This is a genomic window from Algoriphagus machipongonensis (assembly GCF_000166275.1).
GTDB lineage: Bacteria > Bacteroidota > Bacteroidia > Cytophagales > Cyclobacteriaceae > Algoriphagus > Algoriphagus machipongonensis.
In genome coordinates, this window is the sequence record NZ_CM001023.1 from 818,567 (window position 1) to 845,473 (window position 26,907).

Below are 26,907 nucleotides of genomic sequence, written 5' to 3' on the forward strand. Positions count from 1 at the left end.
GGTAAATTGGGTTAAATCAATTGTCCCTAAGCCAGATTCAACTTTGAGTCTTATTCATCTATTCACGAATTGCTCAATAGGATCTGACGAAGGATGTATAGAAAGTTAAGATAATGAACATTTTATGTTTGGGGATAAATGAATATAAAATTCTGGCTTAAACTTAAAAACAAAATTTTTAGTAAATATTTTTTAAGATAATCTTAATGATTGCTAAAGGATGCTCTAATTGATTTTTCTTGAACTTGTCAGCGAAATATCATCCTGTTTAATATGAAAAATAAAATTTCAAGAAATGAATTCCTTAAATCCTTAGGCTTTAAGGGAGCATCTTTGCTGGCTATTTATTGCGGAGCATCAACTTTGACATCTTGTATCAATGAAGCTGGAGATCCTAGCGGTCCTGCAGCTCTTGATTTTACTTTGGACTTGACTGATTCTGCCAATTCTGCTCTGAATACGGTCGGAAATTACCTAATCATCAACAAAGTGGTGATTGCCAGGATATCTGCGAATGAGTTTGCGGCTGTGACCCAAATCTGTTCCCATGAAAATAGGTCGAAGGTAATTTATCAAGGTTCAGGGTTTTATTGTACCGAACATGGGGCAAAATATACTACCGAGGGAGTTGGTTTAAACTCAGAGGGTAAAAGAGGAATTAAAGCTTACAATACCGAATTTTCCGGAACTACACTTCGGGTTTTTGCATAATTATCAAGGAATTAAACATTGCCTTAAATGATCAAAAAACTAACAGTTGCGCTCTTATTTATTTTGATGTCCGGAGTTTCTTTTGCTCAGGATGATTTATTAAATCTGCTCAATGAGGACCTTGAAAAGGAAACTGTTTACACGCAGGCTACTTTCAAAGCAACTCGCCTCATCAATGGTCAAACTATTGAAACAATTTCCAAAAAGCATTTAAACTTCTGGATTTCTCACAGATTCGGTTCCGTAAACAGTGGCTTTCTTTCCAACTTTTTCGGTTTAGATGAAGCAAGAATACGCTTGGGATTAGAATATGGATTGACGGATCAGTTGCTGATTGGCGTAGGAAGAAGTTCGGAGGAAAAGACCTATGACTTCTATACCAAATACAAATTGTTGAGGCAATCAAATTTGTTTCCCATTACCTTATCGGCTTATGGAAGCTTGGCAGTGAATACGATGCCCACAGGCTATGTTATGAACTCGGGAAGCGAGATGAAGTTCTTCAATAACAAAGAGCGCTTGACCTATACTACCCAGGCTTTAATTGCTAGAAAATTTAATGATAAGTTTTCTTTTCAGTTGATGCCCACTTTCATTCACATCAATAAGGTAGAAAATAACCTGTTCGATAATAATTTATTCTCCTTAGGAATGGGAGGTAGGTATAAAATAAGTTCGAGGGTTACTTTCTCTGCTGAATACTATTATAATTTCGTGGACAGAGATTCTTACCAACTCGAAACAGGAGTGCCATATCCTTTTCATAATTCGCTTTCTCTTGGATTTGATATCGATACTGGTGGCCACGTTTTTCAGCTTCACTTTACCAATGCAAGGGGAATGGTAGAAAGACATTTTATTGCCTTGAATACAGGGACTTGGGAAAATGCCGATATCTTTTATGGATTCAATATTTCAAGGACTTTCAGCTTTGATAAAAGAAGAAAATTTTAAAAACTATGAGAAAGAGAATTATCCATTTAGTCCTTATTTTCTGTGCTGTAACCTTTACAGCTTCAGCTCAGACATTGTATTCCACTTCTAATGGTGATATTTCGTTTTTCTCTGATGCACCTTTGGAAAATATTCAAGCAGTCAATAAAGCAGTAGCTTCTATCATCAATGCTGATAATAATGAGATTGCGGTGCAAATGAGGATCACTGATTTTGAATTTCCCAATAAATTAATGCAAGAGCATTTCAATGAGAATTACCTCGAAAGTGAGAAATATCCGACGGGAGTATTTAAAGGAAAAATCAAAGAAACATTGGATCTGAAAACAGCAGGGACTTATAAAGCAACGGCTGAAGGAACCATGACCATTCATGGAGTGACTAAATCAGTGACTATTCCCGGTACGATTGTTTCCAATGGAAATCAGCTAAAACTTGATTTTAAATTTCCCATAAAATTGGAGGATTATAAAATTGACATTCCAACTATCGTTTTTAACAAAATCGCAGAAGTGGTGGATGTGACAGGTTCGATGACCTTAGTGAAAAAATAATAAGCTGGCTCAATTTTGGGCCAGCTTATTGTATTTATTGCGGTATTCCAGAGGGGTTAAACCAGTAATTTTTTTGAAAGTGTTTCTAAATGCTTTGGTATCTGAATATCCCACATCAAACATCACTTCTGAAATATTCTTCATGGTCGATTCAAAACTTCTTTTGGCAGCCTCTATTTTGACACGTTGGATATATTCCAAAACCGAATTGTTGGTCACCCGCTTAAATCTTCTTTCAAAACTTCTTCTACCTACTGCTACTTTTTCCGCCAGTGTTTCTACAGAAATCTTGTCTTCAATCATTTCTTCTATCAATTCCTGTGCTTTTTTAACCGCCTCATCTTGATGTTTTTTTTGACCTGAGAAAATTGTAAAAGGGGATTGGCTATTTCTGTCAATATCAATAGCAAAATATTTAGCCAATGTAATAGCAGTTTCCCGATCCGTAAATTTCTCAACCAAATGCAATAGTAAGTTCCAATAGGAATTCGCTCCTCCGCTGGAGTATATCCCCGATTCTTCTGTAACTATACTCCCATCCTGGACATCAACTTCCGGATACATTTCCCGAAATAAATCGGTAAAGCCCCAATGGGTAGACACTTTTTTTCCATCCAGCAATCCCGTTGCACCTAACAGAAATGCTCCAATGCATAGGGAGGCGATTTCTACCCCTTGATGGTATTGCTCGTTGATCCAAGGAATGAATTTTTTATTGGCGTCTATGGCGGTAGGTAAATCACCGAAAAGCGGTGGAATTATGATCAGGTCAGCACGGTCTGCGTCCTTCAAAAGAATATCTGGTGTTATAGAAAAATTTGGTCCAGATGGGAATACCTCGGTTTTTAAGCCTAATAATTGAACTTCAAAGAGAGCCTCTTTTCCAGATTGGATTAAGAAGTTGTTTACTGTATTGAAACAATATTGAGTCCCCGCAATTACCTGAAGGACAGAGTGCTCAGGAGTTAAGATATATATCCTCTTCATATTCAAAAATAATTATCCTTGTCGTATTTCACCCCATTATTGTCTAATATGTACATCCAAAATTCAAAATGGGATAGGTACTTTTGAAAAGTAAACAGTAGCCTAATTTAAACAAGCGAGAAATGACAACCTCTGAAAAAACAAAAATCACAGTTCAAGTGGTGGTGGATAAAACCCTGGAAAAGGTTTGGGAAAGTTGGATTAAACCAAAGCACATCGTGAATTGGTATTTTGCTTCTCCGGATTGGCACTGTCCTAAATCTGAGAATGATTTGCAGCCAGGAGGAAACTTTGTTTTCAGAATGGAAGCGAAAGACGGGAGTTTTGGATTTGATTTTGGTGGAGTATATCAGGAAGTCAAAAAGCAAGAACTTATTACCTACATCATGGATGATGGAAGGGCTGCGAGGATCGAATTTTCTGAATTACCTGATGGCATTCTTATCAAAGAAACTTTTGAAGCTGAATCAACCAATTCTGTAGAAATCCAGCGTGGAGGATGGCAGGCAATTGTGGATAATTTTAAAAGCTATACTGAATCGCTGTGAAAGATTTTAAAAAACTGTCTTTTGAAATTTTGATCAATGCACCCGTGGAGAAAGTTTACAGGATCATGATCGAGAAGTCTTCTTACGAGGTGTGGACGTCAATATTTTCCCCGAGTTCAACTTTTGAAGGAAGCTGGAGTGAAGGAAGTAAAATTCTTTTTGTGGGAATTGATGAAAACGGAAAAAAAGGAGGAATGGTCAGTAGAATCGATAAGAACATTCCTAATGAGTATTTAAGCATCGAGCACTTGGGAGAGTTAAGAGATGGAATGGAAATTTTGGATACTCCCGAAGTTCAAGCTTGGTCTGGAGCGCATGAAAACTACATTTTCGAGGTAAAAGGGGATGAGACTTTACTGAAAATTGAGCTGGACACTAACCAAGAGTATGAGGATTACTTTGCTGGAATGTGGCCAAAAGCTTTGAAAAAGCTAAAAGAAATCTGCGAACGTTGATCCCAAAAAGATGAGTAATACGATTTTTCCTTGCTTTTGGTGCGATGGTAACGCCAAAGAAGTGGCTGAATTTTATTGCCGAGTTTTTAAAGATTCCCAAATCTTGGAGGAGAATCCGATGGTGGTGACTTTTCAGGCTTCGGGAGAGAAGTTTATGTGCTTGAATGGTGGTCCTGAATTCCAGATCACACCGTCTATCTCTATTTACACCATAATTGACTCGGAGGAGGAAATACAAGCAATTTGGGATTTGTTGATTCAGGGAGGTTCTGAAATGATGCCTTTGGATACCTATCCTTGGAGTAAAAAATATGGTTGGGTAAAAGATAGATTTGGAGTTACCTGGCAATTAACTTTAGACAAGCCGGAACATTCAGATCAGAAATTTATTCCCTGCTTGATGTTCTCAGAGGGTAATTTTGGGAAAGCTGAAGCTGCAATCAATTTTTATACAACAATTTTCGAAGGCTCATCGCTCGTTTTTGCTGCTAATTATGGGAAAGAACATGGGGAGCAAGAGGGCAAAATTATGCATGCCCAGTTCTTTTTGAGAGGGAAGCTTTTTGCGGTCATGGACAGTTCCATCGTCCATGGATTTAATTTTAATGAAGGGTTCTCCTTAGTTGCGAGTTGTGATCAGCAACAGCAAATAGATCACTATTGGGATATGCTTACCAAAAATGGAACCGAAAGCATGTGTGGCTGGCTTAAGGACCAATTTGGCGTTTCCTGGCAAATCGTGCCTGCTAATTTGGGAAGATTAGTTGCCGACCCTATTCGTGGCAAAGAGGTCATCACAGAATTTATGAAAATGAAGAAGCTTGACCTTGCCCAATTGGAAAAAGCAGGGACTTGATTTAAAATAAGCTACGTTTTTTATTATTGTTAATACCATCAATGGAATAATCACCTGCTCCTAATATTAGGGTGCCCAGGAAAAGGACGAAAAAGAGTAAAGGTTTTTCTTTAGTGCCAAAAGGGTCATCGGCATGAGCATAAAGTGCTGCGGTAAGCATAGTAATCATTAAGGGGATAGAAGCCAGTCGGGTTTTAAGTCCTATTATGATTAAAACCGCACAAATTACTTCGGCAAAAGTGGCTAAAGAAAGAGAAATCGCAGGACCTAAACCAAATGGATCCGAAAACCTGATTGGGCCTTCGCCAAACAATCTACTGATTTTAGGGATGCCATGCGTGAGGATCAAAGCTCCACTTCCAAGTCTAAGTACTAATTTTCCGAGATTATTTAATAATTCCTGATTCATGTAGGTTTATTTTTTCTTTCTTTAAAACTACAATTCCTTATCAAAAACAAAATCAAATTTATAACAACAGTGATATGATTAAATTACTGGTTGGATTTTTCAGGAAAGAAGACCTATTATAATTTAACCCCATTGTTTTTCTAAAGTTTTTGTTTTCCCAAAATGGGGATTTTTTTAAAAGTCTGCCCATTTTTCGTATGACAGCTTGTCACCAATCTTTGGGGTTAGTAGGATTTTTCTAAGTATTGATTATAATTTTATTAATTGTGTCGGTGTATTTGGCAAATATCCCATTTCGGTACGAAGCTTGTTTCAATTTGTCAGGTTAAACTATTTTAAACCAATATTCTTTTTATTTCCAACCATTAAAAACACTAATTCAATTCTGATTTCTTTCGAATAATGAAGCTTCATAAGGGGACTTCCGTGTTGAGAAAAAATCAATTTAATCTAAAAAAAGTAAAAATGTCTAGGCAAAGAATTCTCATTAAATATGGTGGGAATGCGATGATAAATCCGGAGTTGCAAAAAGAAATTGCAGCTCAAATTTTTAAACTTCAGCAGAGTGGATTTGAAGTAATTATGGTTCATGGCGGAGGGCCTTTTATCAACAAGTCTCTAGAAAAAGCAGCTATCAAATCTCAATTTATAGATGGCTTGAGGGTCACTGAACCGATTGCTTTCGCAGAAATCCAAAAAGCACTGATAGGGGAAGTTAATGCCAACCTTATTTCAGTACTAAATCAAAATTCACTTAGGGCAGTTGGCTTGTCCGGAAAAGATGCCGGAATGGTAACTGCAGTGAAATATCAACACAAGGATGCCGAAGGTAAAGCGGTAGACTTAGGTTTGGTAGGTGAAATTACCACAATTGATCCAGGCTTGATTAATGTGCTTTGCAAGGAAGGCTTTGTTCCTGTGGTGGCTTGTATTGCTGATGGCAGTGATGGGCAATCATACAATATTAACGCAGATACTTTTGCTGGGAAATTGGCAGGCGCAGTAAATGCCGACCAGTTTATTGTTTTAACAGACGTGGATGGTCTATTCTTAAAATATCCAGATCCGGATACTATTATACGCCAGTTGAATGAAAAGGAAGTGGCCGAACATATGGGGACTACCATCCTAGGAGGAATGATTCCGAAAATCCAATCCTGTGTGCAATCACTCAAAGAAGGAGTGAAAAAAGCGATCATTTTGAATGGAACTCAGCCACAGCAAATCACGGAATACGCGATAGAAAAGAAAGAAATAGGAACCACATTGACTATTAAATAAAGATCATGAATAATCAAGATTTATATACCAAAGACAAAGAGAACTATTTACCCACCTTCAACCGCTTTCCCATCGCTTTTATAAAAGGTAAAGGCAGTAGAATTTGGGATGCTGACGGCAAAGAATACATTGATTTGCTTGCAGGAATTGCTGTTAATAATGTAGGTCACTGCCATCCTAAGGTGGTCTCTGCGATTCAGAAGCAAGCAGCTGAGCTGATGCATATTTCCAACTTTTTTGTTAGCCCACAACAAGTAGCACTAAGTGAGTTACTTGTTAAAATTTCTGGGCTTGACCGTGTGTTTTTGAGCAATAGTGGAGCAGAATCAGTAGAAGGAGCAATAAAAATTGCCAGAAGGTACGCCCACAAGCATGGTAAGGGCGGAAAAGTCATCTCAATGGAAAGCTCTTTTCATGGTCGTACTTTGGCGACGATAGCTACCGGACAAAAGAAGTATCAAGAAGGCTTTGGTCCTATCCCAACAGGCTTTGCTCAAGTCCCTTTTAATAATTTGAAAGCGCTTGAAGAAGCAATTGATGATGATACTGCTGCAGTAATTCTGGAACCTGTACAAGGTGAAGGTGGGGTGATTCCAGCACAAAAAAACTATCTTAAAGGCGTTCGGAAGTTATGCGATGAGAAAGGTGTTTTATTGATCTTTGATGAGATTCAATGTGGGATAGGTCGTACAGGAAAATGGTTTGCAAAAGATCATTTTGGAGTTCAGCCTGATATTATGACACTTGCAAAAGGCCTGGGAGGCGGTGTGCCTATTGGAGCTTTTTTGTGTAACGAGAAAGTAGCCAGTGCTATTGAATTTGGAGACCATGGAACTACTTTTGGAGGAAATCCATTAGCAGCTGCAGCTTCCATAGCTACGATCGAAACCATAGCGGAAGAAGGATTGTGCAAGCAAGCAACTGAAACAGGAGAGTGGCTAAAAGATAAAATTAAAGAATTAATAAAAGATCATAAGGAACTGGAATCCATTCGGGGTTTGGGCTTGATGCTAGGAATTAAGCTTAAATCTCCTGGAGCACCTCTTGTCAAAAGATTATTGGAGGAAGGGATTGTTGCGAATGCCACGGCAGGGAATATTTTAAGACTGGTTCCTGCATTAAATGTCAGTAAAGCCGAGCTCCAGATTTTTATAGAGAAGTTGGATGAGATTTTAGTAGAAACCAAAACCACTGCCTAATTATGAGTCATCAAAAATTAAAAGTTGCGATTGTAGGAGCATCAGGATTTACAGGTTCGGAATTGGCGCGCCTTTTATTAAATCATCCAGATGTATCTATCTCTATAATTACATCCGAGTCACACGTCGGAAAGCCTTTTTCAGATTTACATCCTCAGTTTTTCAATAGATTAGATATTCCTTTAGAAAGTGCTGATCAAGTTTCCAAAATGGATTTGGATGTTATTTTCTTGGCCTTACCACATGGAGTTTCCATGGATTTTGTGGCTAAATGGAAAGATTTAGGAGCAAAAATTATTGACCTTTCAGGTGACTTTAGGCTATCTTCCAAAGATGTTTACGAAGAGTGGTATCAAAAGAAGCACAGCTATCCGATTGGTTTTTCTGAAGCAGTTTATGGCTTACCTGAATTGTTTGCCAAAAAGATTGCTGATGCGAGGTTAGTGGCGAACCCGGGTTGTTATCCAACAGCCTCTATTTTGAGTTTAGCGCCTCTTTACGCCAAGCAGTTGGTGGAGGAAGGCTCTGTGATCATTGATGCTAAATCTGGTCTCACAGGAGCAGGTGTGAAAGCCAATCCGACCACTCATTTCTCCAATGTCAATGAGAACTTTAAAGCTTATGGAATAGCTGGGCACCGTCATACCATAGAGATAGAAGAGCAATTGGGAGGAATAGCAGGAAGCAATACGACTGTTCAGTTTACTCCGCACCTTTTGCCAGTAGATCGAGGGATTTTGGTAACTTCTTATGCGAAACTGAAAACAGAAATGAATCAGGAGAAGTTAACAGAAATCTATGCGGAATATTATCAGGATAAGCCCTTTGTAAGGTTAAGAAATCAGGCACCTGGTATCAAAGATGTCCGAGGAAGCCATTTTTGTGATGTGTTCCCTACTTGGGATGAGCGAACGCAAAAAGTGATTTCTATCTCAGTAATAGATAACTTGTTAAAAGGAGCTGCAAGTCAGGCAGTTCACAATATGAATTTGATGTTTGATTTACCTGAAGCCACAGGCTTAAATCATATACCACTTAAACCTTAATGGTAGAATAAAATGATCCAAAATATTACGAATGTTAGAGGCATCAAATGTTGGGGTGCCCATACTGGTGTAAAATCCATGAAGAGGGATTTGGCCATAATTTACTCTGAGGTTCCGGCTGCAGCTGCAGGGACTCTTACGCAAAATAAAGTGAGAGCAGAACCTATTAAAATCACAGAAAAGAATCTCAAGAATAATAAGGCGCAGGTGATCATTTGCAATGCAGGAAATGCTAATGCCTGTACGGGTGATCAAGGTCGAGAAGGTGCGGAAGCTATGGTGAAAACCACTGCGGAAATGCTAAAAATTCCTGAAGAAGATGTAATCGTTGCTTCTACTGGAATTATTGGGGTGGAATTTCCTACCGAAGATGTAGTAGAAGGGCTGAAAGTGAATATCCCGAAGCTAAGTGATGAGTTGAAGGCCGGTTCTTTCGTTGCGAATGCAATATTAACTACAGATACCTTTGCCAAAGAAGGTTTTGTAGAGTTTAAGCATGAAGGAGAGACTATAAATCTTGGTGGTGTTGCCAAAGGTTCTGGGATGATACACCCGAATATGGCGACGATGCTGGCATTTATTGTGACGGACTTTAATATTGATGAAAAGCTTCTTCAGGAGGCAGTGACATATTGTGTAGATCGTTCTTTCAATATGATTACTGTAGATGGAGACACCTCAACGAATGATATGGTAGCTGTGATGGCCAATGGTCTTGCTGGTAACAGAAAAGTAGAAAGCAAGGATGATCCGGGTTATGAGCTGTTTCAATCCAAATTGTTGGAAATTCTTACTCACCTTGCCAAATTGATCGTTTCTGACGGCGAAGGAGCTTCTAAGTTTATTGAGTATAAGGTGACCAAAGCAAAGTCTGAGGTAATTGCACGAACATTGATCCGTGCTATTTCTGATTCTACCTTGGTCAAAACAGCGATGTTTGGGAGAGATCCAAACTGGGGTAGGATTGTGGCAGCTTGCGGGAATGCTGGGGTGCCTTTTAACTATAGGAAAGTAAACCTCTTTATAGGAGATCAAAACCATCTCGTACAAGTACTAGAAAAAGGAAATCCAGTCGAATTTGATAAAGCTTACATGAAGAAATTGCTTCGTGAATCTCATATCCAAGTTTTGCTTGAGGTGAACTCAGGTGAAGAAGAAGGAATAGGGTGGGGATCTGATTTGACAACTGATTACGTCATGTTTAACTCAGTCTATACTACTTGATATAGATGTTTTTCTAATCAAAAAAAGGCTTCTCTGAATTTTAGAGAAGCCTTTTTTGCTTGCAGTGGAAATAGCTACTATTGGTATCTCCCAACTTCAAAACCTGTTATTTCCAGGCTTGAGTCCTTTTTTTGATGCAACTCACTAATGATTTTTCCAGAAGCTGGAGCCAAACTAACACCCATCATGGAGTGGCCTGAATTCACCAGCACATTGGTTAGACCCGGAGCATATCCGATATAAGGAAGCCCATCTGGAGAGCAGGGTCTCAAGCCTTTCCATATTTGATCCTTTTCAGGGAATTTTGCTTCAAAAGAGGGGTAATATCGATTAATGGATTCGTAAATGCCTTTGACCCGATTGATATTTATTTTCTCGTTAGTTCCGGCAATCTCCATCGTTCCTCCAAAGCGAATATGGTTTCCATAAGGGCTTACAGCCACTTTCATTTCTGTCAAAATGGAAGCTTGCTTGATTTCAGGCTTGTTTTCTTGAAGAAAGGAATAACCTTTTCCACCCATCATTGGCATGCTGAAGCCAAGCATTTTAGCAAGTTCTCCTGACCAGGATCCACCGCAAAGGATGATTTTTTCTGCTTCAATTTTACCTTGGTCAGTTAAAACAGATTTCACCTGACCATTGGTTTTTTCAAACCCATGTACGGAAGTATTTGCTAAGAATTTAACTCCTTTTTCCTGAAGGTAGCTTTTCAAGAAAGAGTAAAGCTGGCCGGGATCTAAATGAGCATCTCCCGGGAAGCGAACGGCGCCACGGGCCTTCACTTCTAGGTTGGGTTCAAAAGTTTTAATATCCTCAGGGCTTAAAATATCTGCCTCCAACCCATTTTTTCTAGCTAAATGAGCAAATTCCACTTCTTCCGTTTCCATGGCTTTGCTCTGATAAACCATCATTAAGCCTTTTTTCTTCAAGGCAATGGATGACTCCGGGTGCTCTTCACTAAATTCTTGATAGAGTGCTTTGCTAAGTAGACTTAGATTTTTCAAAAATGGGATACTTCGTTCTACATGAGCTGGGGTTGCTGCTTTGTAAAATAGTAGACACCATTTTAGAAGCTTCGCATCGAGTTTGGGCTGTATGTAAAAAGGGCTTTTGGAAGAAAACATCCAGGAAATCCCCTTACTGATCATTCCAGGTGCTGCCAAGGGAATGATATGGCTTGGTACAATCATTCCTGCGTTACCCGTCGAGCAATTTTCATTCATGTCACCTTTATCGATAACCTGAACTTCAATTCCTTCTTTTTGAAGGAAATAGGCTGAGAATAGTCCGACTATTCCTCCTCCGATGATGATGGTTGGTTTCATTTTTAGAATCAAGATGTAAGAATCAAGAATCAAGAATTAGAGCTAAACCCGCATTGGTTCATGGCTCTTTTCTCTTGGTTCTTAAATGACTTGGAATCCGTGTACGTAAGGGTCATCATCGTCCAAGATGATGGTATTGTAACCATAAACTTTTGCCCAGCCTTCAATACTAGGGATGATCGCTGGTTTTCCGTTTATTTCTGTTTCTTGTTCAATCCTACCAATGAATTTTGATCCAATGAAGCTTTCATGAATGAAATCTTCTTCTGGCTTTAACAAGCCTTTGGCATACCATTGGGCAAGTCTTGCAGAGGTTCCAGTACCACATGGTGAGCGATCAATGGCTTTGTCACCATAGAAAACAGCATTTCTTGCAGTACTGCTGGAGTCCAGAGTTTTACCTGTCCAAAGGATATGAGAAACCCCGCTAATTTGTGGATGCTCTGGGTGAACGAACTCATATTTCTCATTCATTTTTTGGCGGATGGATCGAGCCATTCGAATCAGTTGTTCTGCCTTATAATGCTCCAGTCCAGGGAAGTTTTCCTGAGGATCAATAATGCAATAGAAGTTGCCTCCATAAGAAACGTCAACAGATAGTTTTCCTAATTCCTCAGATTCTATCTCTAAATTTTCTGCTGCTAGAAAACTCTTTACGTTGGTAAGTTTTACTGAAGAGACTTTTTTGCCTTCTTGTTTATATTCTACTAAAACCAATCCTGCTGGAGTTTCTAGCCTCAGCTGCCCGGGAGTTTTCGGGTAAATTAATCCCTCTTCAATAGCAATGGTTACAGTACCGATGGTGCCATGACCACACATGGCCAGGCAACCACTGGTTTCTATAAAGAGAACTGCTACATCGTTTTCAGGATTATGTGGAGGGAATAGCATAGACCCTGACATCATATCATGACCTCTGGGTTCAAACATGAGTCCAGTCCTAATCCAATCGTAATTTTCAAGGAAGAATTGCCGTTTCTCAAGCATGTTTTTTCCATCCAAAAAAGGAACTCCTCCTGAAACTACTCGCACCGGGTTGCCACAAGTATGGGCGTCGATGCAAGAGAAAGTGTGTCTTGTTGACATGTAGTTGATCAGTATTGGATTGTCTTAAGACCCTCCAATTTTTTAAATTGTTTTAGCTAGGAATTTAAATCTTTTCAGAGGTGAACTTTCCATTGACTTGACGCATGATACCTAATGGATTTCCATTTTTCAATGCTTCAGGAAGTAGTTCTTCAGGCATATCCTGGAAAGCGATAGGTCTCGCAAATCTCTTGATCGCATGTGCACCAACAGAAGTACTTCTCACATCTGTAGTAGAAGGGAATGGTCCACCATGTTGCATGGCATATCCTACTTCCACACCTGTTGGAACGCCGGAGAACAATAATCTTCCGCACTTCTCTTCAAGGATATTAATCAATTCTTCATTGGATTTTAACTCAGACTTATCAGCCCAAAGCGTGATAGTCAGTTGACCATGAAGCTTTTTGGCAACTTCAAGAAGTTCGGCTTCATTTTCATAAACCACCATCAAGGCGAAAGAGCCAAATACCTCTTGTTGGAAAAGGTCGTCAGCAATCCAGTCTGAAGCTTTAATTTCGGCAAGTGCAGGACTCACATTAATCAAGTGCTTCGCGTTTGGAACTTTCACCCAGTTCAATTCAGAACGAGTTTTAAGATTGTCCAAGGCGGTATAATAAGACTCAGCGATGCCTTCATGAAGCATGGGAGAATCAGGAGCTTTTTTGATGGCTTCTGACACTGCATTTTCAAAATTTTCAGCCAATGCTCTAGGTACGAAAATCAAACCTGGGTTGGTACAAAACTGTCCAGATCCCAAAGTCAAAGAACCTACAAAGCTTTCTGCTAAAGGAACCAACTCATTGGTCATTCGCTCCTGAAAGGTGAAAATAGGGTTAACTGAACCCATTTCTGCATAAACAGGGATAGGCTCATCACGATCGCTAGCGATGTTAAACAAGGATTTTCCTGCTCCATAAGAGCCCGTAAATCCAACTGCTTTGGCAGCAGGGTGCTTCACTAAATCCTGTCCCATTTTTACTCCGCCCACAACATGAGTAAATACTCCAGCGGGAAGGCCGGATTTTTCAACCGCTTGGGAGATACACTCTCCAATGAATTTAGAAGTATCAGGATGTGCAGGGTGCCCTTTATAAACCACTGGGCAGCCAGCCGCTAATGCAGATATGGTGTCTCCACCTGCAGTAGAAAATGCCAAAGGGAAATTACTGGCACCAAAAACCACCACTGGGCCTAATGGAGTCAGCATTCTTCGGATATCAGACTTTGGGAGGGGAGATCTGTGAGGGTCGGCTGGATCGATCGTGGCTTCAAGCCAACTGCCTTCTCTGACTTGATTGGCAAATAGCTTGATTTGGCCTGTTGTACGACCAAGCTCTCCATTGATTCTTCCTTCTGGAAGATTTGATTCTCTACAGGCCATCAGGACAATGGCCTTTCTATTTTCTTCGAGGGTTTCGGCGATTTTCTCTAAGAAATCAGCCTTTTTGCTTCCAGAAAGGTTTTTATAAGATAGAAATGCTTCTTGTGCTGCTGAAAATATGGTGTCGAGATTCATATAGGTTTGTTAATTGGTAAATTGAAAAGATAAGAATTCAAAATTGGCAAAGACGCCAGGCCATAAGTTACAATTTTTTGCTCCTATGCCCTGACATCATACCGTCAAATTCAGTTAAGATTAAAGATTTGGTCTTTTAGCGATTCCATCTTTGATAATCTTTTCTATTCTTTCTCTTTCTTCTCCTACTAGAGTTAATCGAGGGGCACGAACGTATTCAGAGCCTATACCACAGTGGTACTCGGCAAGTTTGATGTACTGAACCAATTTTGGGTGAATATCCAATTCAAGCAAAGGAAGGAACCAACGGTAGATTTCGCGAGCTTCTTCTATTTTACCTTCATTTACTAAATTGAAAATGGTAACTGTCTCTTTTGGGAATGCACAAACTAATCCTGCTACCCAACCAACAGCGCCCATCAATAACTCTTCCATTGCCAAGGTGTCAACTCCACATAGCATTTGGTAACGATCTCCAAAACGGTTGATCATTCGAGTTACATTAGAGATATCTCTGGTAGATTCTTTGATCGCCTGGATGTTTGTGCAATCAGCCAATTCTGCAAACATGTCAATTGTTACCAAAGTTTTATAATCTACTGGATTGTTATAGATCATGATTGGTAAATCAGTGCTATTTGCTACTGCCTTGAAATAGGCAACTACTTCTCTTGCATCTGCTGAATATCTCATTGGAGGTAAAATCATCAAGCCTGATGCTCCAAGTTCTTTTGCTTTAGCAGCCCAAAATAAGGCATCTTGCGTTGCACCTTCAGCAATATTCAAGATCACAGGTACTTTTCCTGCTACATAGTCGACAGTCTCCTTAGTAAGAGTGATTTTTTCTTCCTGACTTAAAACAGAGCTTTCGCCTAATGTTCCTCCCAAGATGATACCATGCACACCTGATTCTAATTGAAAATCAATGTTCTTGAAAAACAAATCCATGTCAAGACTTCCGTCCTCATGAAATTTTGTTGTTACTGCGGGGAATACGCCTTTCCAGTTCATATCGTTTTTTTTGTTTCAAAATTAGTAGCTATGATTTTGAGATGCGTTGGCTCATTTAGTAAAAAATGGTACTATATTGATCAAAAATTTGGCATATTGGAAAATAATGTAACAATTTAATATCATTGGTACTTATGAGTAAGGTTATTTCATTTCAAATCCCCAAAGCTGGAACTACATTTATCCAATATCAAGAGGATCGAGGTATGCACTTCTATAATAACTTGCATCAGCATCCTCAATGTCAGCTAACAGTCATCATAGAAGGGAGAGGACAGTTATTGGTCGGAGATTATGTAGGAAGGTTTGAACCTGGAGATTTATTTCTATTAGGAGAAAATATACCTCATGTATTTAGAAGTGATGCTGAATATTTTGACGAAGAAAATAAGCTTTCCTCTTCTGGAAATACCCTATTCTTTGATTTTAAAGCAATTGAAAAATCCTTAGGCGAGGTGGATGAGTTTAGAGAACTGATCCATTTAAATGAGCAAATCAACGGCTGTTTTAAAATTGAGGGAACTGCCAAGAAATCCATTTTAGAACTATTTCAAAATTTTTCAAGCTGCTCAGGACTTGAGAAACTCCAAAAGGCTATTCACATGCTTTCCTTAATTAAGGTTGGCTCGAAAGAAATAATCGCTTTAAATTTAATTCCTGTGACAAGGTCACTATCAGAAAGGGATGGGAAGAGAATGGATCAGGTTATGCGATATATTTTAGAGAATAGTGCTAAACCTATTTCACTGGATGAAATTGCAGAACAGGCTTATATGAGTAAAGAGGCCTTTTGTCGTTTTTTTAAGCTAAGAACCCGTAGGACATTTACTCAATATTTGCAGCAACTTAGGATTACAGAAGCTAAAAAGCTTCTTTTGGAAACAGATCTAGGAATTTCTCAGATATCCTATCAAGTGGGTTTCCAAACCTTATCCCATTTTAATAAGACTTTTAAATCCATGACCAACCAGACCCCAAAGTCATGGAGAAAGCTGAATTAAAGCTTGATTTAGGGGATTTTCTTCCCCGAAATAGGGCTACGAATAGCTAAAAATCTATTCATGTTTATTGGATAATCTCAAGTATGATTTTTTATTAGTGGTCATAAGTATCAGTAATTCAAATAGTTATAATAATTGTCTGAGTTTGGGACAATATTTTTTTTAATAGGGCATTGGCTTTGGATTTACAGGGGAAAAACAAACCAACTATGAAAAAGCTATTCTTATGTTTCACCTTCTTACTAGGAGGTTTAGCAGTTCAAGCTCAAGAGATGAGAGATTTAGACCAAATTAATGAAGATAACTCTTGGTTAAAATTGGGAGTCAATTTGGGAGTTCCAGTGGGTGATGTTAGTAACATTTCATCCCTTGCCCTAGGATTAGATGTTGCCGCACAATTTATGCGAACAGATAATTATGGATTGGGTGTAGCGACTGGTTATACCAACTACTTCAAAAAATCAGATATCGGCGAAGGTACAGGTTTAACAGATGGTTTTGGAGCTGTTCCACTTGGACTAATGTTTAGATATTATCCGCAACCATCAGGCCTCTTCGTAGGGACAGATGTGGGTTATACTTTCTTGACAGGCGCTAATTCTGCAGATGGAGGAGCTTATATCAGACCTCAAATAGGTTATCACAATTATGACTGGAATATTTTCGGTTATTACAATCAGGTGTTTAGAGGTGATCCAGGCATAGACATTCAGAGTGTTGGGGTCGCAGTGACCTATAATATTCGATTTAAATAATTTTTACATAAACCATATCAACCATGAAAAATCAAGTAATTAAGTACACGCAAAATTTATTGTTGTTTTTTCTTGCCATGACTGCAAGCATTGCAACTTATGCACAAGATGGAGGGCTTGACATCGATGTGAATATCGGAGAGCCTGAATGGTATCAGCAACCTTGGGTATGGATCGTCGGAGCAGCGATTTTCGTATTAATTTTAGTTGCGCTACTCAGGAAGAAAAAATAGAAAAAAGGTCGTTTCATATTTGAAACGACCTTTTTTTTATAATATGTCTACACTTATTGTATTGTCATCCGGTATTCGGTCGATCAATTTATTGTAAGGATCAATCCCTGCCTTAGCTGGTTCTCCTTTAACCCGAATTGTAATGGATGTTTCCCCTGGCTTAAGCTTATATTTTTTAACGTATAGTGGGTTTACCCGGTCTTTGCCTGCTTCATCCTGATCATCTGCAGCAAAAACGCCTACATCTATATAGTCGCCTTCGTATTCAGCATTTGATTCTTCTCCTGAGGGAGTTGCATAGAGTTTTTGAGATCTCAACTTTATAGTGACATCGTATTCCCCTTCAGAAACTTTAGTGGCAGTCACTTCCTCTGCTTTATTATCATACAAAGTGATTTTGTTCCAAGTGTCATCCAAGTAATATTTTAGACTGTCAGGAGTAACAGCTTCCAAATGTCTGTACAAATCAGAACTTCCAGGGAATGGTGGTGCAGTTCTCAATCCATACTCTGCATTGAAGTTGTACAGCGCACTATCAATTGCTTCCTCACCTATCAAATCCCGCAGTCCGTAAAGAATCAAACTACCTTTATTGTACCACTGATATGCACGGTTACAATTGATGAAAACATTCTCTTTCTTGCTTTCATTGGACCTTCCGCGGAGGTAATCATCAAGCTCATCCTTTAAGAATCGTTTCATATTTTCTTTTCCATATCTTCTTTCGGAAAGAATCAAGGCTGAAAATTCTGCCAAAGCTTCTGAAGTCAAATTTGCTCCTCTGGTATAATTCGGAGTGATCTGGTGCCCCCACCATTGATGGGCGAGTTCATGGGCTGTGACATAATAGACATAGTCAAAACTATTAGGATCGGAGAAGTCAGCGACCCATCCAAAGCTTTCAGCAAAAGGCACCGTGTTTGGAAAAGATTGTGCAAAACCGGCATACCGAGGGAATTCCAAAATTCTCATTTGCCTAAACTGGAAAGGTCCATAAGTTTCAGAGAAATAGGTCAAGCCATCTTTGTAAGACTGGACAAACCGATCCAGATTATATTCATGACCCTTTTGGTAATAAATTTCAATGTCAATCTCCTGACCACTGGGCAATGAAGTTTTGTCTCTTAATACCTCATAATCTGCCGAAAGAACTGAGAAAAATGACTGAATTGGGGTGTCTTGGATGTAATGAAAATACCTTCTGTCACCTTCAGTCCATTCTTTTTGCAGGTATCCCGGCGCAATTGCGATTTGACTTGGGATGGTACTGACAGTCGCTTCGAATTGGATTAAATCAGCTTCATCAGAGAAAAGAAGAGTGTTTCTTCCATAAGGATCATCATGCGGAGGAAGATCATCTGGTTTCTCAGGAAGTTCATGTTCCCGACGTTTCTCATCACTGCTTATTTCTCTACTGGCAGAATACCCTATATCAGGAATACCCCCGGAAATAAAACTTCCATTGTAAACCAACTCTCTCCCAAATCCTGAATTTGGAAATCCTTCATTAATCACTTTACTCTTGATCACGATTTCCAGCGTATCACCTGGCATCATTGTATTTGGCAAGGCCGTAATTTTATACCATTCAGTATCAGGCTTTTTGCCGAAAATCTGGAATTTGTATGGTTTATTTGTTAAAGGATATCGATAGCTAAGTTCCTCACCTTGAAATAACACTTCAAAATCTGTCAAGTCAGTACTATTGAAGTGAACTGAATCAATAGGCTCATTGGTTTTGTTAACCATTTGAATTTCAGCTTCGAAATAAGCGTCACGCTCCATAGGATAAAGATCTGCTTTAAGATTTACCTTCGTGATTTTTGGCTGGGGCATAAATTCATATTGCTTCAAGCTCTTTTCATATGTCACCTGCCTCAATTCAAATTCCTCTGTTGTTCTGTAATTGTTTTCATACACCACCGTATGATAGATGTATCCTGCGCTCGCAAGACCTATAACTAAACAGACATAAGAGGCCAATGCAGTCTTTTTGCCTAGCTTTTCCTTTGCGGTTCTAAATCGGCTTTTTATGGAATTATCGGTGCCCCTACTATAGAAAATGCTAAAGAATAGAATGAGGAATAATCCAATGGCAGTCCAATAGAGATTAAACCAGAATAATGGTTCTGCAAAATGCCCTATGCCATTCATGTCACTCCATCGATATCCAGGTTTATAGGAAAAGAAAAACAGGTTGAAATTATATCCTGCAAAATCCCTTAAAACTATTATCAAAACCCAGATTCCTATAGCAGCGGCGTGACCCGCAAACTTGTTGTTTACAAATAAATGGACAGCAAAGACCAACATGACCATTTGTAAGTAATCTGGAAGTGAAATCAGATAACTGTCTATTAGATATACTCCTAGATCATAATTGAAATATCCCTTCAAAGTCTGGATAATGATGCCTACGATAATAGGAAGGGTAGTCAAAATCAAACAGATAAATGCCATTCCTGAGAATTTGGAAGCGATTACCGCCCCGTCTTTTACTGGAAAGGTGTCGTTGATGACAGAATATCCAGAAGCCTTATCCCGATGCAAAGTTTCACCGGTAAAAAACACGATAATGATGAAAACGAAGATGTTGTAATCAAAAGTCTTATACTCCATCAAGAAAGATGTGGAGGGGAAATTTGGGACAGAATAAAGCGTGTTTCCAATCCAAAAATCCAATATTAAAAAGACCATTCCGCCCAATAAAATGGATCGAAAATAAACGTCCTTCAAAATATTTTGTACTTCGATTTTGGTCAAAGTTTTAAAGCTGTTCCACTGATAATTTCCAGCAAAACTTGCCTTTGCAAAGACTTTTGACAGGTTAGGGACAAAGGTAGCTTCCTCCTCTTTCTTACTTTTTTTCTGGTCTGTTCTAAAGAAATAAGCAAAACTAAATCGGAAATAGGCAGCGATGAAAAATGCCAATCCAATCCCTGACCACAATAAGCGATTCCAAAGTAGGTTTCCCGCTAGTGGAAGAATAAAATTATTCTGCTCAAAAGGAGTCAAATACCGAGTCTGGTAATCAAATGTATTTAGTCCAAATGGGTCTAAAAGCTGAACCAGATCTTTATTTTCAATGTCACTGGCAAGGAAGTTTGCCAGTAGATAGGCGATGAAAACGACAATTCCTCCGGAATAAATGGATTTAATATTTCTGGTGAAAACAATCAGCGCAAAGAATAATGTTGATGCAAACCATAAATTCGGTATCGTGAGCGTCAGCCAAGGATGTAAATAATTCATCAGTGGGTTTGGCCCATATCTCAGTGCATCAGTTCCAAAGGACGGTCCCAAAATACTACCCAGATAGATCCCCACGATACTTCCGAAGGAGATGAAAAGTAAAGTCACGAAAGAACCCCAAAATCTCCCCATAAAGTAGGCGAATTTGGAGATTGGGTAGCTGAAAAGGAAGGTTCCAGTTTTATGTTCCAAATCTCTGTAGAGTGGGACACCCATTACTGCCGAGGCAAGAAGAATCCCAAACAAAGAAATTATAAGCTGAAGGTTAGCAATCACTATAGGAGCATTGTGAAATACTTTTTCGGAAGCAGGAGTGTTTCCGAAGCCAATCAAAAGCATTGCTACTACAAGCAATAGTCCGAAGTAGATATAGGTGGCCGGTCGACTAAACCGGTATCTCAATTCAAAAATGAAAATATCAAAAAACATATCTGATAGCTTAGATAGTAATAGGATCTACTTTTTTAGAAATATAGCTGAAGTAGACATCTTCCAGGTCAGCTGGAACAGATGCAAATCCATTTCCTGGATCTGTTTCACTTTCCACTCTCAGACTGAGTCTTCCTTCGATCAGTTTTGTTGAGATTAAGTTGTAATCATTTCTATAGGATTCAAGGTCTCCTTTGTCAATTGACTTCTGATAAATTCTTCCTTGAACAGTGGCTATTCCTTCTTTTGGCTTTCCTTGCATCAGTACTTCTCCTTTGCAAATGATCGCCATATTAGAGCACAGCGTATTAACGTCCTCTACAATATGAGTAGATAGAATGACAATGGTGTTTTCGCCTATTTCAGAGAGTAAATTATAGAACCGATTTCTTTCTGATGGATCCAAACCAGCGGTAGGTTCATCTACAATAATCAAGGATGGATTTCCTACCAGTGCCTGAGCGATTCCAAATCGTTGTCTCATTCCGCCAGAATAAGTCCCTAAGCCCTTTTTTCGGTCTTTATATAAATTGACTTTTTGAAGTAAACTTTCTACCAAAATCTTTCGGTCAGATTTATTCCCGATACCTTTCATTTGTGCAATATGATCAAGCATGACCTCTGCACTAATTCTTGGGTAGAGCCCAAAATCCTGTGGTAGGTAACCTAACTTTTCTCTTACTGCTTGTTTATCCTCTAAAACATTGATATCATCTAGCATGATGCTTCCCTGATCTGCATCTTGAAGAGTGGAGATTGTTCGCATCAATGTGGATTTGCCAGCACCATTGGGGCCGAGTAAACCAAACATCCCTTGGGGGATTTCTAAAGAAATGTCATTCAAAGCCTGAACTCCATTGGGGTAGGTCTTTGAGAGGTTTTTAATAATAAGTTCCATTTTTTTATTAGTTGTGGTTTTTAGTGAGTAGTTAAAAAAATGTTTTTACTATCCTTAAAATTCTTTGCTTTTGGAATATAAGGAATTGTTTTTAAAAGGTTTAGAAAAGAATTACATGTCCTGTTTTGTCATAATAGATGCTGGATTTACCAAAAAGGTTGCTCACAAGTGAAAACTTATTCCTAAACTCAATCTTTAAACAAATGAAAAATTGAAAATGGATTCTTTGAAAAGCATAGGAAGGTTGTTGATCCCAATCTTGATTATGGCCGTCTTTTTTTCTTGTCAAAAAGTAGACTTCCAAAAAGAGGCGGGTGCTTTTGAGTCTTTTGCAGAAATGGTTCATGCGGGGGTGAAACCTATCGCTTTGAGCGAGCCTATGGAACCTGCCGAGCTGGACTTGTTTATGCCATTAGCGGAGAAGCTTTCTGAAAAATATGATATATCAGTTTATAGAGAGTCTGATTTGATAGGTACAAGTTTATTTGATTCCTCGGTAGTGCAAGATAAAGAGGTCTTGATCCTTTATACAGGAAATCATCTAGAAGCCTATCAAATGCTTAAAACCAAAGCGAGTGAACTGGTGAATTCCAATGAATATTCTGGAAAGAAAAAAGAGGAGGTTTCCAGATCTTTTGGAAGATTGCTAGGATACCCTGAATCAACTATCAATGACTTACTTTCGCAAAATTCAACATTTAAAGATCTGGAGGATTTTGGGATACAAGGGCAGGAGTTAATTTGGTTTTACAAGGATCTTCCCGCAGCAAAGACGTTTTACAGAGAAACCTTGGGGTTGAAATTGCTTGAAGAAGGAGAGGGAGCTGTTACCTTTCAGATCGCTGGTGATTCTAGATTAGTACTCAAAAGCTTGACTGGTACAGAATATTCTGGAGGTGAACCGAAGTCTGTTGCCCTTGCACTCCTGACAGACCATTTGGAAATATGGTATGATCATCTTCAAGCATCAGGTGTAAAAATAAAATATACTTTGAAAGTAAACCCAGAAGGAGCTCATGATGGGTTTGTGGCGGTGGATCCTGAAGGATATTTATTAGAATTCGAGATGTTTCGAATGCATCCTGAAAATGAAAAGTTTATTCCTGAATTAAAAAGTATGCAACCCATGGTGACCACTTTGGGACAAGGATTTGATTTTTACGCAAGTATCACTTGGCTTTATTATCAGGACATGCTTCCAATGGAAAATTTCATGAATCAAAATCTCGGTCTAGAAATGTCTGCGGACCAAGGCTGGGCAAAAATCTATCGGCTTACGGGAAATAGTTATATCGGATTGGTGGACGAAAAACGGGGGATGAATTCTTTTTCTGAGGAAAAGTTGGTGGAGGTGAAAATTAATTTATCGGATCCAGACTCATGGGAAGAGTATCTCAAAAATCAAGATGCTGGCATGGAAAGGGATGCTGGTACTTTTGAAGATCCTGGAAGATATTTGTTTCGCTTTTGAGGGTAAAATCCCCTCTTTTTTTTTACCGCATAGTTGCATAGGTCACATAGTTTTTTGATGGAGTGAAAAGAGGTGTTTTGGGATTCAAATCGATGTTTGGGTTATAAAAATCTGAAAAAATCTTTTACCAGTTAGATCAGTTTATCATTGTTAAATCCCATTGCTCTGTTCACTATGTGTCTATGTGGTTTTGTTTTTTTTACAGCAAAGTGTCGTAGTTCTAAAAGTTTTTTAACTATCTCTGACACATATGTTTTAACTAATTTATAAATTAACCTAAGAAGTGTTAATTTCAGTTGTATTTAAACCACTTTTTAAGCCTAATGGGAATTACTAGAAAAGAACTCGATGATTTGACTTATCGTGTTGTAGGAGCAGCAATAGAAGTGCATAAACATATTGGGCCAGGATTGCTTGAAAGTGCTTACCAGAAATGCCTTTCAATTGAGCTCAAAAATCGTGATATTATCTTTATTGAAGAATTTCAAATCCCCTTAAATTATAAAGGGAATATGATAGAAACACTTTTTAGGTGTGATTTTTTGATTGAAGATATAATTGTTTTAGAGTTGAAATCGGTTTTTGAAATTATGCCAATTCATCAGGCTCAAGTCATCAACTATATGAATCTTCTAAAAGTCCCCAAAGGTATCCTTATCAATTTTAATGTTGTAAATTTATTTCATCAGGGGCAAAAGACTTTTGTCAATAAATACTTTGATCTTTTGGATTGTTAGTAAATTTTCAAGGAAGTAAGATACTAGATGCCAAATACCCTAATGCATAGAATTGCTTGAAGTTAGGTTTACGATTTTTTATTAATTCTTTTCTCTCTGTTACTATAAGGTTACTTTATTTTTTTGACCGCATAGTTTCATAGATCACATAGACATTGATCTGGCCCGAATAGTTAATTCGTATTGATTGAAACGTTATGGACTAATTAAGCCTAATAAATTATCTATTTCATAAAACTGAAGGCTATACATTAGACTACCTTCTCTGTTCACTATGTGTCTATGTGGTTTTACCTTTTTTAAAGCACAATTGGTATTTTCTAAATGCTTTCACTTTTTTAACTAAAAAGTATACCCTCTTTTAAAAACAGGAATTCGATCGCTTATCAAAAAACCAAATGGAATAGGCTTAAAAAGAGTAATTTAATGGATTCACTACACCACCAACAATTATGAGAAAAACATTACTACTAATTTTATTAAGCTTGACGGTGAGCTTAGCCTCGGCCACAGAGCTGGTAAAAATCATTGAGACCTACCAGGCAGATTGGGGAGCTCTTCGAAGACTTTATACCAATAATATGTCTTTGGAATATTTTGATCGGATGGAGGAATTCAATAAACAATATTTGGAAGACCTTCAAAAGATGAATTATAATGGCCTTTCTGAAGATGGGAAGATCGATTATGTGTTATTTAGAAACTTTTTGGAGAAGGAAGTTGCCGAGCTAGACCTAGAGCGAAGAGCATTCGAGGAGATTTCATCTGTTGTTGCTTTTGGAGTTCCTCTGGAGGAATTTGTTATAGGAAGAAGAAGAGCAAAAATCCCTGAATCCCAGGAATTGGCAGCCACATGGAATGAGGTGGCAGATAAGGTAGATGCACAACGTGAAAACCTGTCAAGCAGTCCAAAATATACAAGTTGGCAAAAAGCGGATCTTGCTGCTTCAGCTGTGGAACGACTGGATAGAGTAGTAGAGGAAGCTTATAACTACTATTATGACTATGATCCTATGTTTACCTGGTGGATGCCCGAGCCATGGAAAAGATTGGATGAAAGCATGAAAGCTTATGCAAAAGCTTTGCGTGAGCATTATACCAATTCTGTCAAGGATGATGGAAGCGGAATCATCGGAAAGCCGATTGGAAGAGAAGCTTTACTAAATCAACTGGCATTTGAAATGATTGCCTACAGCCCAGAGGAATTAATCGCAGAAGCTGAAAAGCAGTTCGCTTGGTGTGAAGAAGAAATGCTGAAAGCTTCTAATGAATTGGGATTTGGAGATGATTGGAAAGCTGCTTTGGAGATGGTGAAAGAGACTTACCTTCCTGCAGGTGAATGGCCTGCTGAAGTGATCAGACTGGCAGAGGAGGCTACGGAATATGTTGAGAGCAGGGATTTGATTACAGTGCCACCTTTGGCAAAAGAGACTTGGAGAACGACCATGATCTCCGCTGAGCGCCAAAGAGTAAGTCCATTTTTCTTGGGTGGAGAAACCATCCAGATTTCTTACCCTACCTCTGAAATGAGCCATGAGGATAAAATGATGAGTATGCGTGGAAATAATCCGCATTTCTCAAGAGCTACCGTACAGCATGAGTTAATCCCTGGGCACCATTTACAGCAGTTTATGAACCAGCGGAATATGACTCACCGCCGCATGTTCAGAACTCCATTCTGGACTGAAGGTTGGGCATTGTACTGGGAGTTTATTTTATGGGATAAAGGTTTCCCAAGAGATGCCAAAGATAAAATAGGGATGCTTTTCTGGAGAATGCACAGATGTGCAAGGATCATCTTCTCATTGAGCTATCACTTAGAAGAAATGACCCCTCAGGAGTGCATTGATTTATTGGTAAATAAAGTAGGACATGAGCCTGCAAATGCTGAAGCAGAGGTAAGGAGATCCTTTGAAGGTAGATATGGACCGCTTTATCAAATCGCTTATATGATCGGAGCTTTAGAGATATACTCTCTAAGAGATGAAGTGGTGAATTCTGGTGAAATGGGAGAGAAAGAATTTCATGATTTGATCATGAGCCAGAATGCTATGCCGATTGAAATTCTGAGAGCGAAAGTCACTGGCAACTCCCTCAAAAGAGACCATAAAGCCAGCTGGAAGTTTTTGGATTGAAAGAGACCCTAAACAAAAAAAGGAACCCAATTTTGGGTTCCTTTTTTAATTCCTATCAACCAAATAATTTACTTAGGTTCGTTTCTCAGCTTAATTAAAATTGCTCCGTTTTCAGCCTTTTTTCCGAATTTCTCTATCGCTTTTTCGCCTTTAAAAACTTCCATACTTTGGATGTCTGAAGGATCAATATTATCTAAATTCTTAACCTCTTTCAAACCGTCTTTGGTGTCAATATAGAATACTGGTTTTTTGTTTTCATCGGCACCAGCCACCATTACAGATACTTTTGGGCTATAGGCCTTAGTTCCAGAAACTATTTTGTCATCATTCCACGTGATGACGGATCCAGGAGAAGCTGTATATCCAGTTACCACATTAGAACCTTTAATACTGGATGCGCCTCTAACACCATTTACTTGGCCTACTCCACGAATGATATAGATATTGTTTTTTTGCAGAAGTTCCTGTTGTTCTGAGCTTAGCTCATTCTTAATGGCAACAAGGTTGTCCAATTGCATTTTCTTCAATTGGTTTTCCAGTTTCAGAACCACATCCATTTGCTTTTGAACCGCTGTCTGATCTATTTTGGATTGGTCTATAAGGCTTTTTAATTTCTCAGTTTCCTCATCCAAATCCCATTTGAGGGTGCTAAATTCCCCCGCATTTTTACTGTAAGCTTTTTTGATGTTGGCAACTTGAGAATCTGTCAGGTCTAGTTCCTCTCGCATCTTCATTACTTTGTCAGCGGAGTATAGGTTTTTTTGAAAGAGGTCTTGGCCTTTCACTATTCCTGCACTCAGGAAAAAGAATAAAAGCAATAAATTTTTCATA

At 38.7% G+C, this 26,907-nt stretch carries 25 protein-coding genes; 16 read left to right on the forward strand and 9 right to left on the reverse strand.

Annotated features, from left to right (window positions below):
• Window positions 1-273 precede the first annotated feature (273 nt).
• Genes ALPR1_RS03445 through ALPR1_RS03455 form a run of 3 tightly spaced genes read left to right on the forward strand, consistent with a single transcriptional unit; the run spans window position 274 to window position 2,219 of the window.
• Window positions 274-711, forward strand: coding sequence for a Rieske 2Fe-2S domain-containing protein (locus ALPR1_RS03445; protein ID WP_008198442.1), 438 nt, complete (start codon window positions 274-276; stop codon window positions 709-711).
• A 27-nt stretch (window positions 712-738) separates the two neighbouring features.
• Window positions 739-1,665, forward strand: a complete 927-nt coding sequence (locus tag ALPR1_RS03450; RefSeq protein ID WP_008198443.1) for a DUF5777 family beta-barrel protein — start codon at window positions 739-741, stop codon at window positions 1,663-1,665.
• 5 nt (window positions 1,666-1,670) lie between these two features.
• Entirely contained in the window at window positions 1,671-2,219 is a 549-nt protein-coding gene (locus ALPR1_RS03455; RefSeq protein WP_008198445.1) for a YceI family protein, read from the forward strand.
• 9 nt (window positions 2,220-2,228) lie between these two features.
• Here ALPR1_RS03455 and ALPR1_RS03460 read toward each other — a convergent pair whose 3' ends face one another.
• Entirely contained in the window at window positions 2,229-3,206 is a 978-nt protein-coding gene (locus ALPR1_RS03460) for a GlxA family transcriptional regulator (protein WP_008198447.1), read from the reverse strand.
• 122 nt (window positions 3,207-3,328) lie between these two features.
• Here ALPR1_RS03460 and ALPR1_RS03465 point away from each other — a divergent pair, with 122 nt between their 5' ends.
• Genes ALPR1_RS03465 through ALPR1_RS03475 form a run of 3 tightly spaced genes read left to right on the forward strand, consistent with a single transcriptional unit; the run spans window position 3,329 to window position 5,065 of the window.
• Window positions 3,329-3,754, forward strand: a complete 426-nt coding sequence (locus ALPR1_RS03465; protein WP_008198448.1) for an SRPBCC family protein — start codon at window positions 3,329-3,331, stop codon at window positions 3,752-3,754.
• Window positions 3,751-4,209, forward strand: a complete 459-nt coding sequence (locus ALPR1_RS03470; protein ID WP_008198450.1) for an SRPBCC family protein — start codon at window positions 3,751-3,753, stop codon at window positions 4,207-4,209. Before ALPR1_RS03465 ends, ALPR1_RS03470 begins: the two co-directional genes overlap by 4 nt.
• Window positions 4,210-4,219: 10 nt before the next feature.
• On the forward strand, window positions 4,220-5,065 hold the full coding sequence (locus tag ALPR1_RS03475) for a VOC family protein (RefSeq protein ID WP_008198451.1): 846 nt from the start codon (window positions 4,220-4,222) through the stop codon (window positions 5,063-5,065).
• A 1-nt stretch (window position 5,066) separates the two neighbouring features.
• On the opposite strand, the gene ALPR1_RS03480 is transcribed toward ALPR1_RS03475, so the two are convergent.
• On the reverse strand, window positions 5,067-5,474 hold the full coding sequence (locus ALPR1_RS03480) for a DoxX family protein (RefSeq protein WP_008198453.1): 408 nt from the start codon (window positions 5,472-5,474) through the stop codon (window positions 5,067-5,069).
• A gap of 465 nt (window positions 5,475-5,939) precedes the next feature.
• Between ALPR1_RS03480 and argB the strand changes: the two genes are divergently transcribed.
• The 4 genes from argB to argJ are packed head-to-tail and all read left to right on the forward strand — an operon-like array spanning window position 5,940 to window position 10,224.
• A complete protein-coding gene (argB, locus tag ALPR1_RS03485; RefSeq protein ID WP_040303197.1) occupies window positions 5,940-6,755 on the forward strand; it encodes an acetylglutamate kinase in 816 nt (271 codons plus the stop codon).
• Between the two features lie 5 nt (window positions 6,756-6,760).
• A complete protein-coding gene (locus ALPR1_RS03490; protein ID WP_008198456.1) occupies window positions 6,761-7,954 on the forward strand; it encodes an acetylornithine transaminase in 1,194 nt (397 codons plus the stop codon).
• A 2-nt stretch (window positions 7,955-7,956) separates the two neighbouring features.
• Window positions 7,957-9,000: an N-acetyl-gamma-glutamyl-phosphate reductase gene (gene argC / locus ALPR1_RS03495; RefSeq protein ID WP_008198457.1), complete on the forward strand. Its 1,044-nt coding sequence runs from the start codon at window positions 7,957-7,959 to the stop codon at window positions 8,998-9,000.
• 12 nt (window positions 9,001-9,012) lie between these two features.
• Complete coding sequence (gene argJ, locus ALPR1_RS03500) at window positions 9,013-10,224, forward strand: bifunctional glutamate N-acetyltransferase/amino-acid acetyltransferase ArgJ (protein ID WP_008198458.1); 1,212 nt, start codon at window positions 9,013-9,015, stop codon at window positions 10,222-10,224.
• Between the two features lie 77 nt (window positions 10,225-10,301).
• On the opposite strand, the gene ALPR1_RS03505 is transcribed toward argJ, so the two are convergent.
• The 4 genes from ALPR1_RS03505 to ALPR1_RS03520 all read right to left on the reverse strand — a co-directional run bounded on the left by ALPR1_RS03505 (window position 10,302) and on the right by ALPR1_RS03520 (window position 15,165).
• Window positions 10,302-11,549, reverse strand: coding sequence for an NAD(P)/FAD-dependent oxidoreductase (locus tag ALPR1_RS03505; RefSeq protein ID WP_008198459.1), 1,248 nt, complete (start codon window positions 11,547-11,549; stop codon window positions 10,302-10,304).
• Between the two features lie 81 nt (window positions 11,550-11,630).
• Entirely contained in the window at window positions 11,631-12,635 is a 1,005-nt protein-coding gene (locus tag ALPR1_RS03510; protein ID WP_008198461.1) for a 4-hydroxyproline epimerase, read from the reverse strand.
• 64 nt (window positions 12,636-12,699) lie between these two features.
• The gene (locus ALPR1_RS03515; RefSeq protein ID WP_008198462.1) at window positions 12,700-14,154 is read right to left on the reverse strand and encodes an aldehyde dehydrogenase (NADP(+)); all 1,455 of its coding nucleotides are present in this window, start codon (window positions 14,152-14,154) and stop codon (window positions 12,700-12,702) included.
• Window positions 14,155-14,274: 120 nt separating this feature from the next.
• Entirely contained in the window at window positions 14,275-15,165 is an 891-nt protein-coding gene (locus tag ALPR1_RS03520; RefSeq protein WP_008198464.1) for a dihydrodipicolinate synthase family protein, read from the reverse strand.
• 134 nt (window positions 15,166-15,299) lie between these two features.
• On the opposite strand from ALPR1_RS03520, the gene ALPR1_RS03525 reads away from it, so the two are divergent.
• From ALPR1_RS03525 to ALPR1_RS03535, 3 genes are all read left to right on the forward strand, one after another.
• Window positions 15,300-16,166, forward strand: coding sequence for an AraC family transcriptional regulator (locus ALPR1_RS03525; protein WP_008198465.1), 867 nt, complete (start codon window positions 15,300-15,302; stop codon window positions 16,164-16,166).
• A gap of 209 nt (window positions 16,167-16,375) precedes the next feature.
• On the forward strand, window positions 16,376-16,921 hold the full coding sequence (locus tag ALPR1_RS03530; protein WP_040302519.1) for a hypothetical protein: 546 nt from the start codon (window positions 16,376-16,378) through the stop codon (window positions 16,919-16,921).
• Window positions 16,922-16,944: 23 nt separating this feature from the next.
• Window positions 16,945-17,154, forward strand: coding sequence for a hypothetical protein (locus tag ALPR1_RS03535; protein ID WP_008198468.1), 210 nt, complete (start codon window positions 16,945-16,947; stop codon window positions 17,152-17,154).
• A 36-nt stretch (window positions 17,155-17,190) separates the two neighbouring features.
• Here ALPR1_RS03535 and ALPR1_RS03540 read toward each other — a convergent pair whose 3' ends face one another.
• Both ALPR1_RS03540 and ALPR1_RS03545 read right to left on the reverse strand, forming a co-directional pair.
• The gene (locus ALPR1_RS03540; RefSeq protein WP_008198469.1) at window positions 17,191-20,835 is read right to left on the reverse strand and encodes a M1 family aminopeptidase; all 3,645 of its coding nucleotides are present in this window, start codon (window positions 20,833-20,835) and stop codon (window positions 17,191-17,193) included.
• 10 nt (window positions 20,836-20,845) lie between these two features.
• The gene (locus ALPR1_RS03545) at window positions 20,846-21,733 is read right to left on the reverse strand and encodes an ABC transporter ATP-binding protein (RefSeq protein WP_008198470.1); all 888 of its coding nucleotides are present in this window, start codon (window positions 21,731-21,733) and stop codon (window positions 20,846-20,848) included.
• A gap of 217 nt (window positions 21,734-21,950) precedes the next feature.
• Here ALPR1_RS03545 and ALPR1_RS03550 point away from each other — a divergent pair, with 217 nt between their 5' ends.
• The 3 genes from ALPR1_RS03550 to ALPR1_RS03560 all read left to right on the forward strand — a co-directional run bounded on the left by ALPR1_RS03550 (window position 21,951) and on the right by ALPR1_RS03560 (window position 26,076).
• Window positions 21,951-23,204 carry a VOC family protein gene (locus ALPR1_RS03550; protein ID WP_050776362.1) on the forward strand — a complete coding sequence of 418 codons (1,254 nt, stop codon included), beginning with the start codon at window positions 21,951-21,953 and terminating at the stop codon, window positions 23,202-23,204.
• Between the two features lie 323 nt (window positions 23,205-23,527).
• Window positions 23,528-23,941 carry a GxxExxY protein gene (locus tag ALPR1_RS03555; RefSeq protein ID WP_008198472.1) on the forward strand — a complete coding sequence of 138 codons (414 nt, stop codon included), beginning with the start codon at window positions 23,528-23,530 and terminating at the stop codon, window positions 23,939-23,941.
• Window positions 23,942-24,393: 452 nt separating this feature from the next.
• A complete protein-coding gene (locus tag ALPR1_RS03560) occupies window positions 24,394-26,076 on the forward strand; it encodes a DUF885 family protein (protein WP_008198473.1) in 1,683 nt (560 codons plus the stop codon).
• A gap of 68 nt (window positions 26,077-26,144) precedes the next feature.
• Here ALPR1_RS03560 and ALPR1_RS03565 read toward each other — a convergent pair whose 3' ends face one another.
• A complete protein-coding gene (locus tag ALPR1_RS03565; protein WP_040302521.1) occupies window positions 26,145-26,906 on the reverse strand; it encodes a Spy/CpxP family protein refolding chaperone in 762 nt (253 codons plus the stop codon).
• Between the last annotated feature and the right edge of the window lies 1 nt (window position 26,907).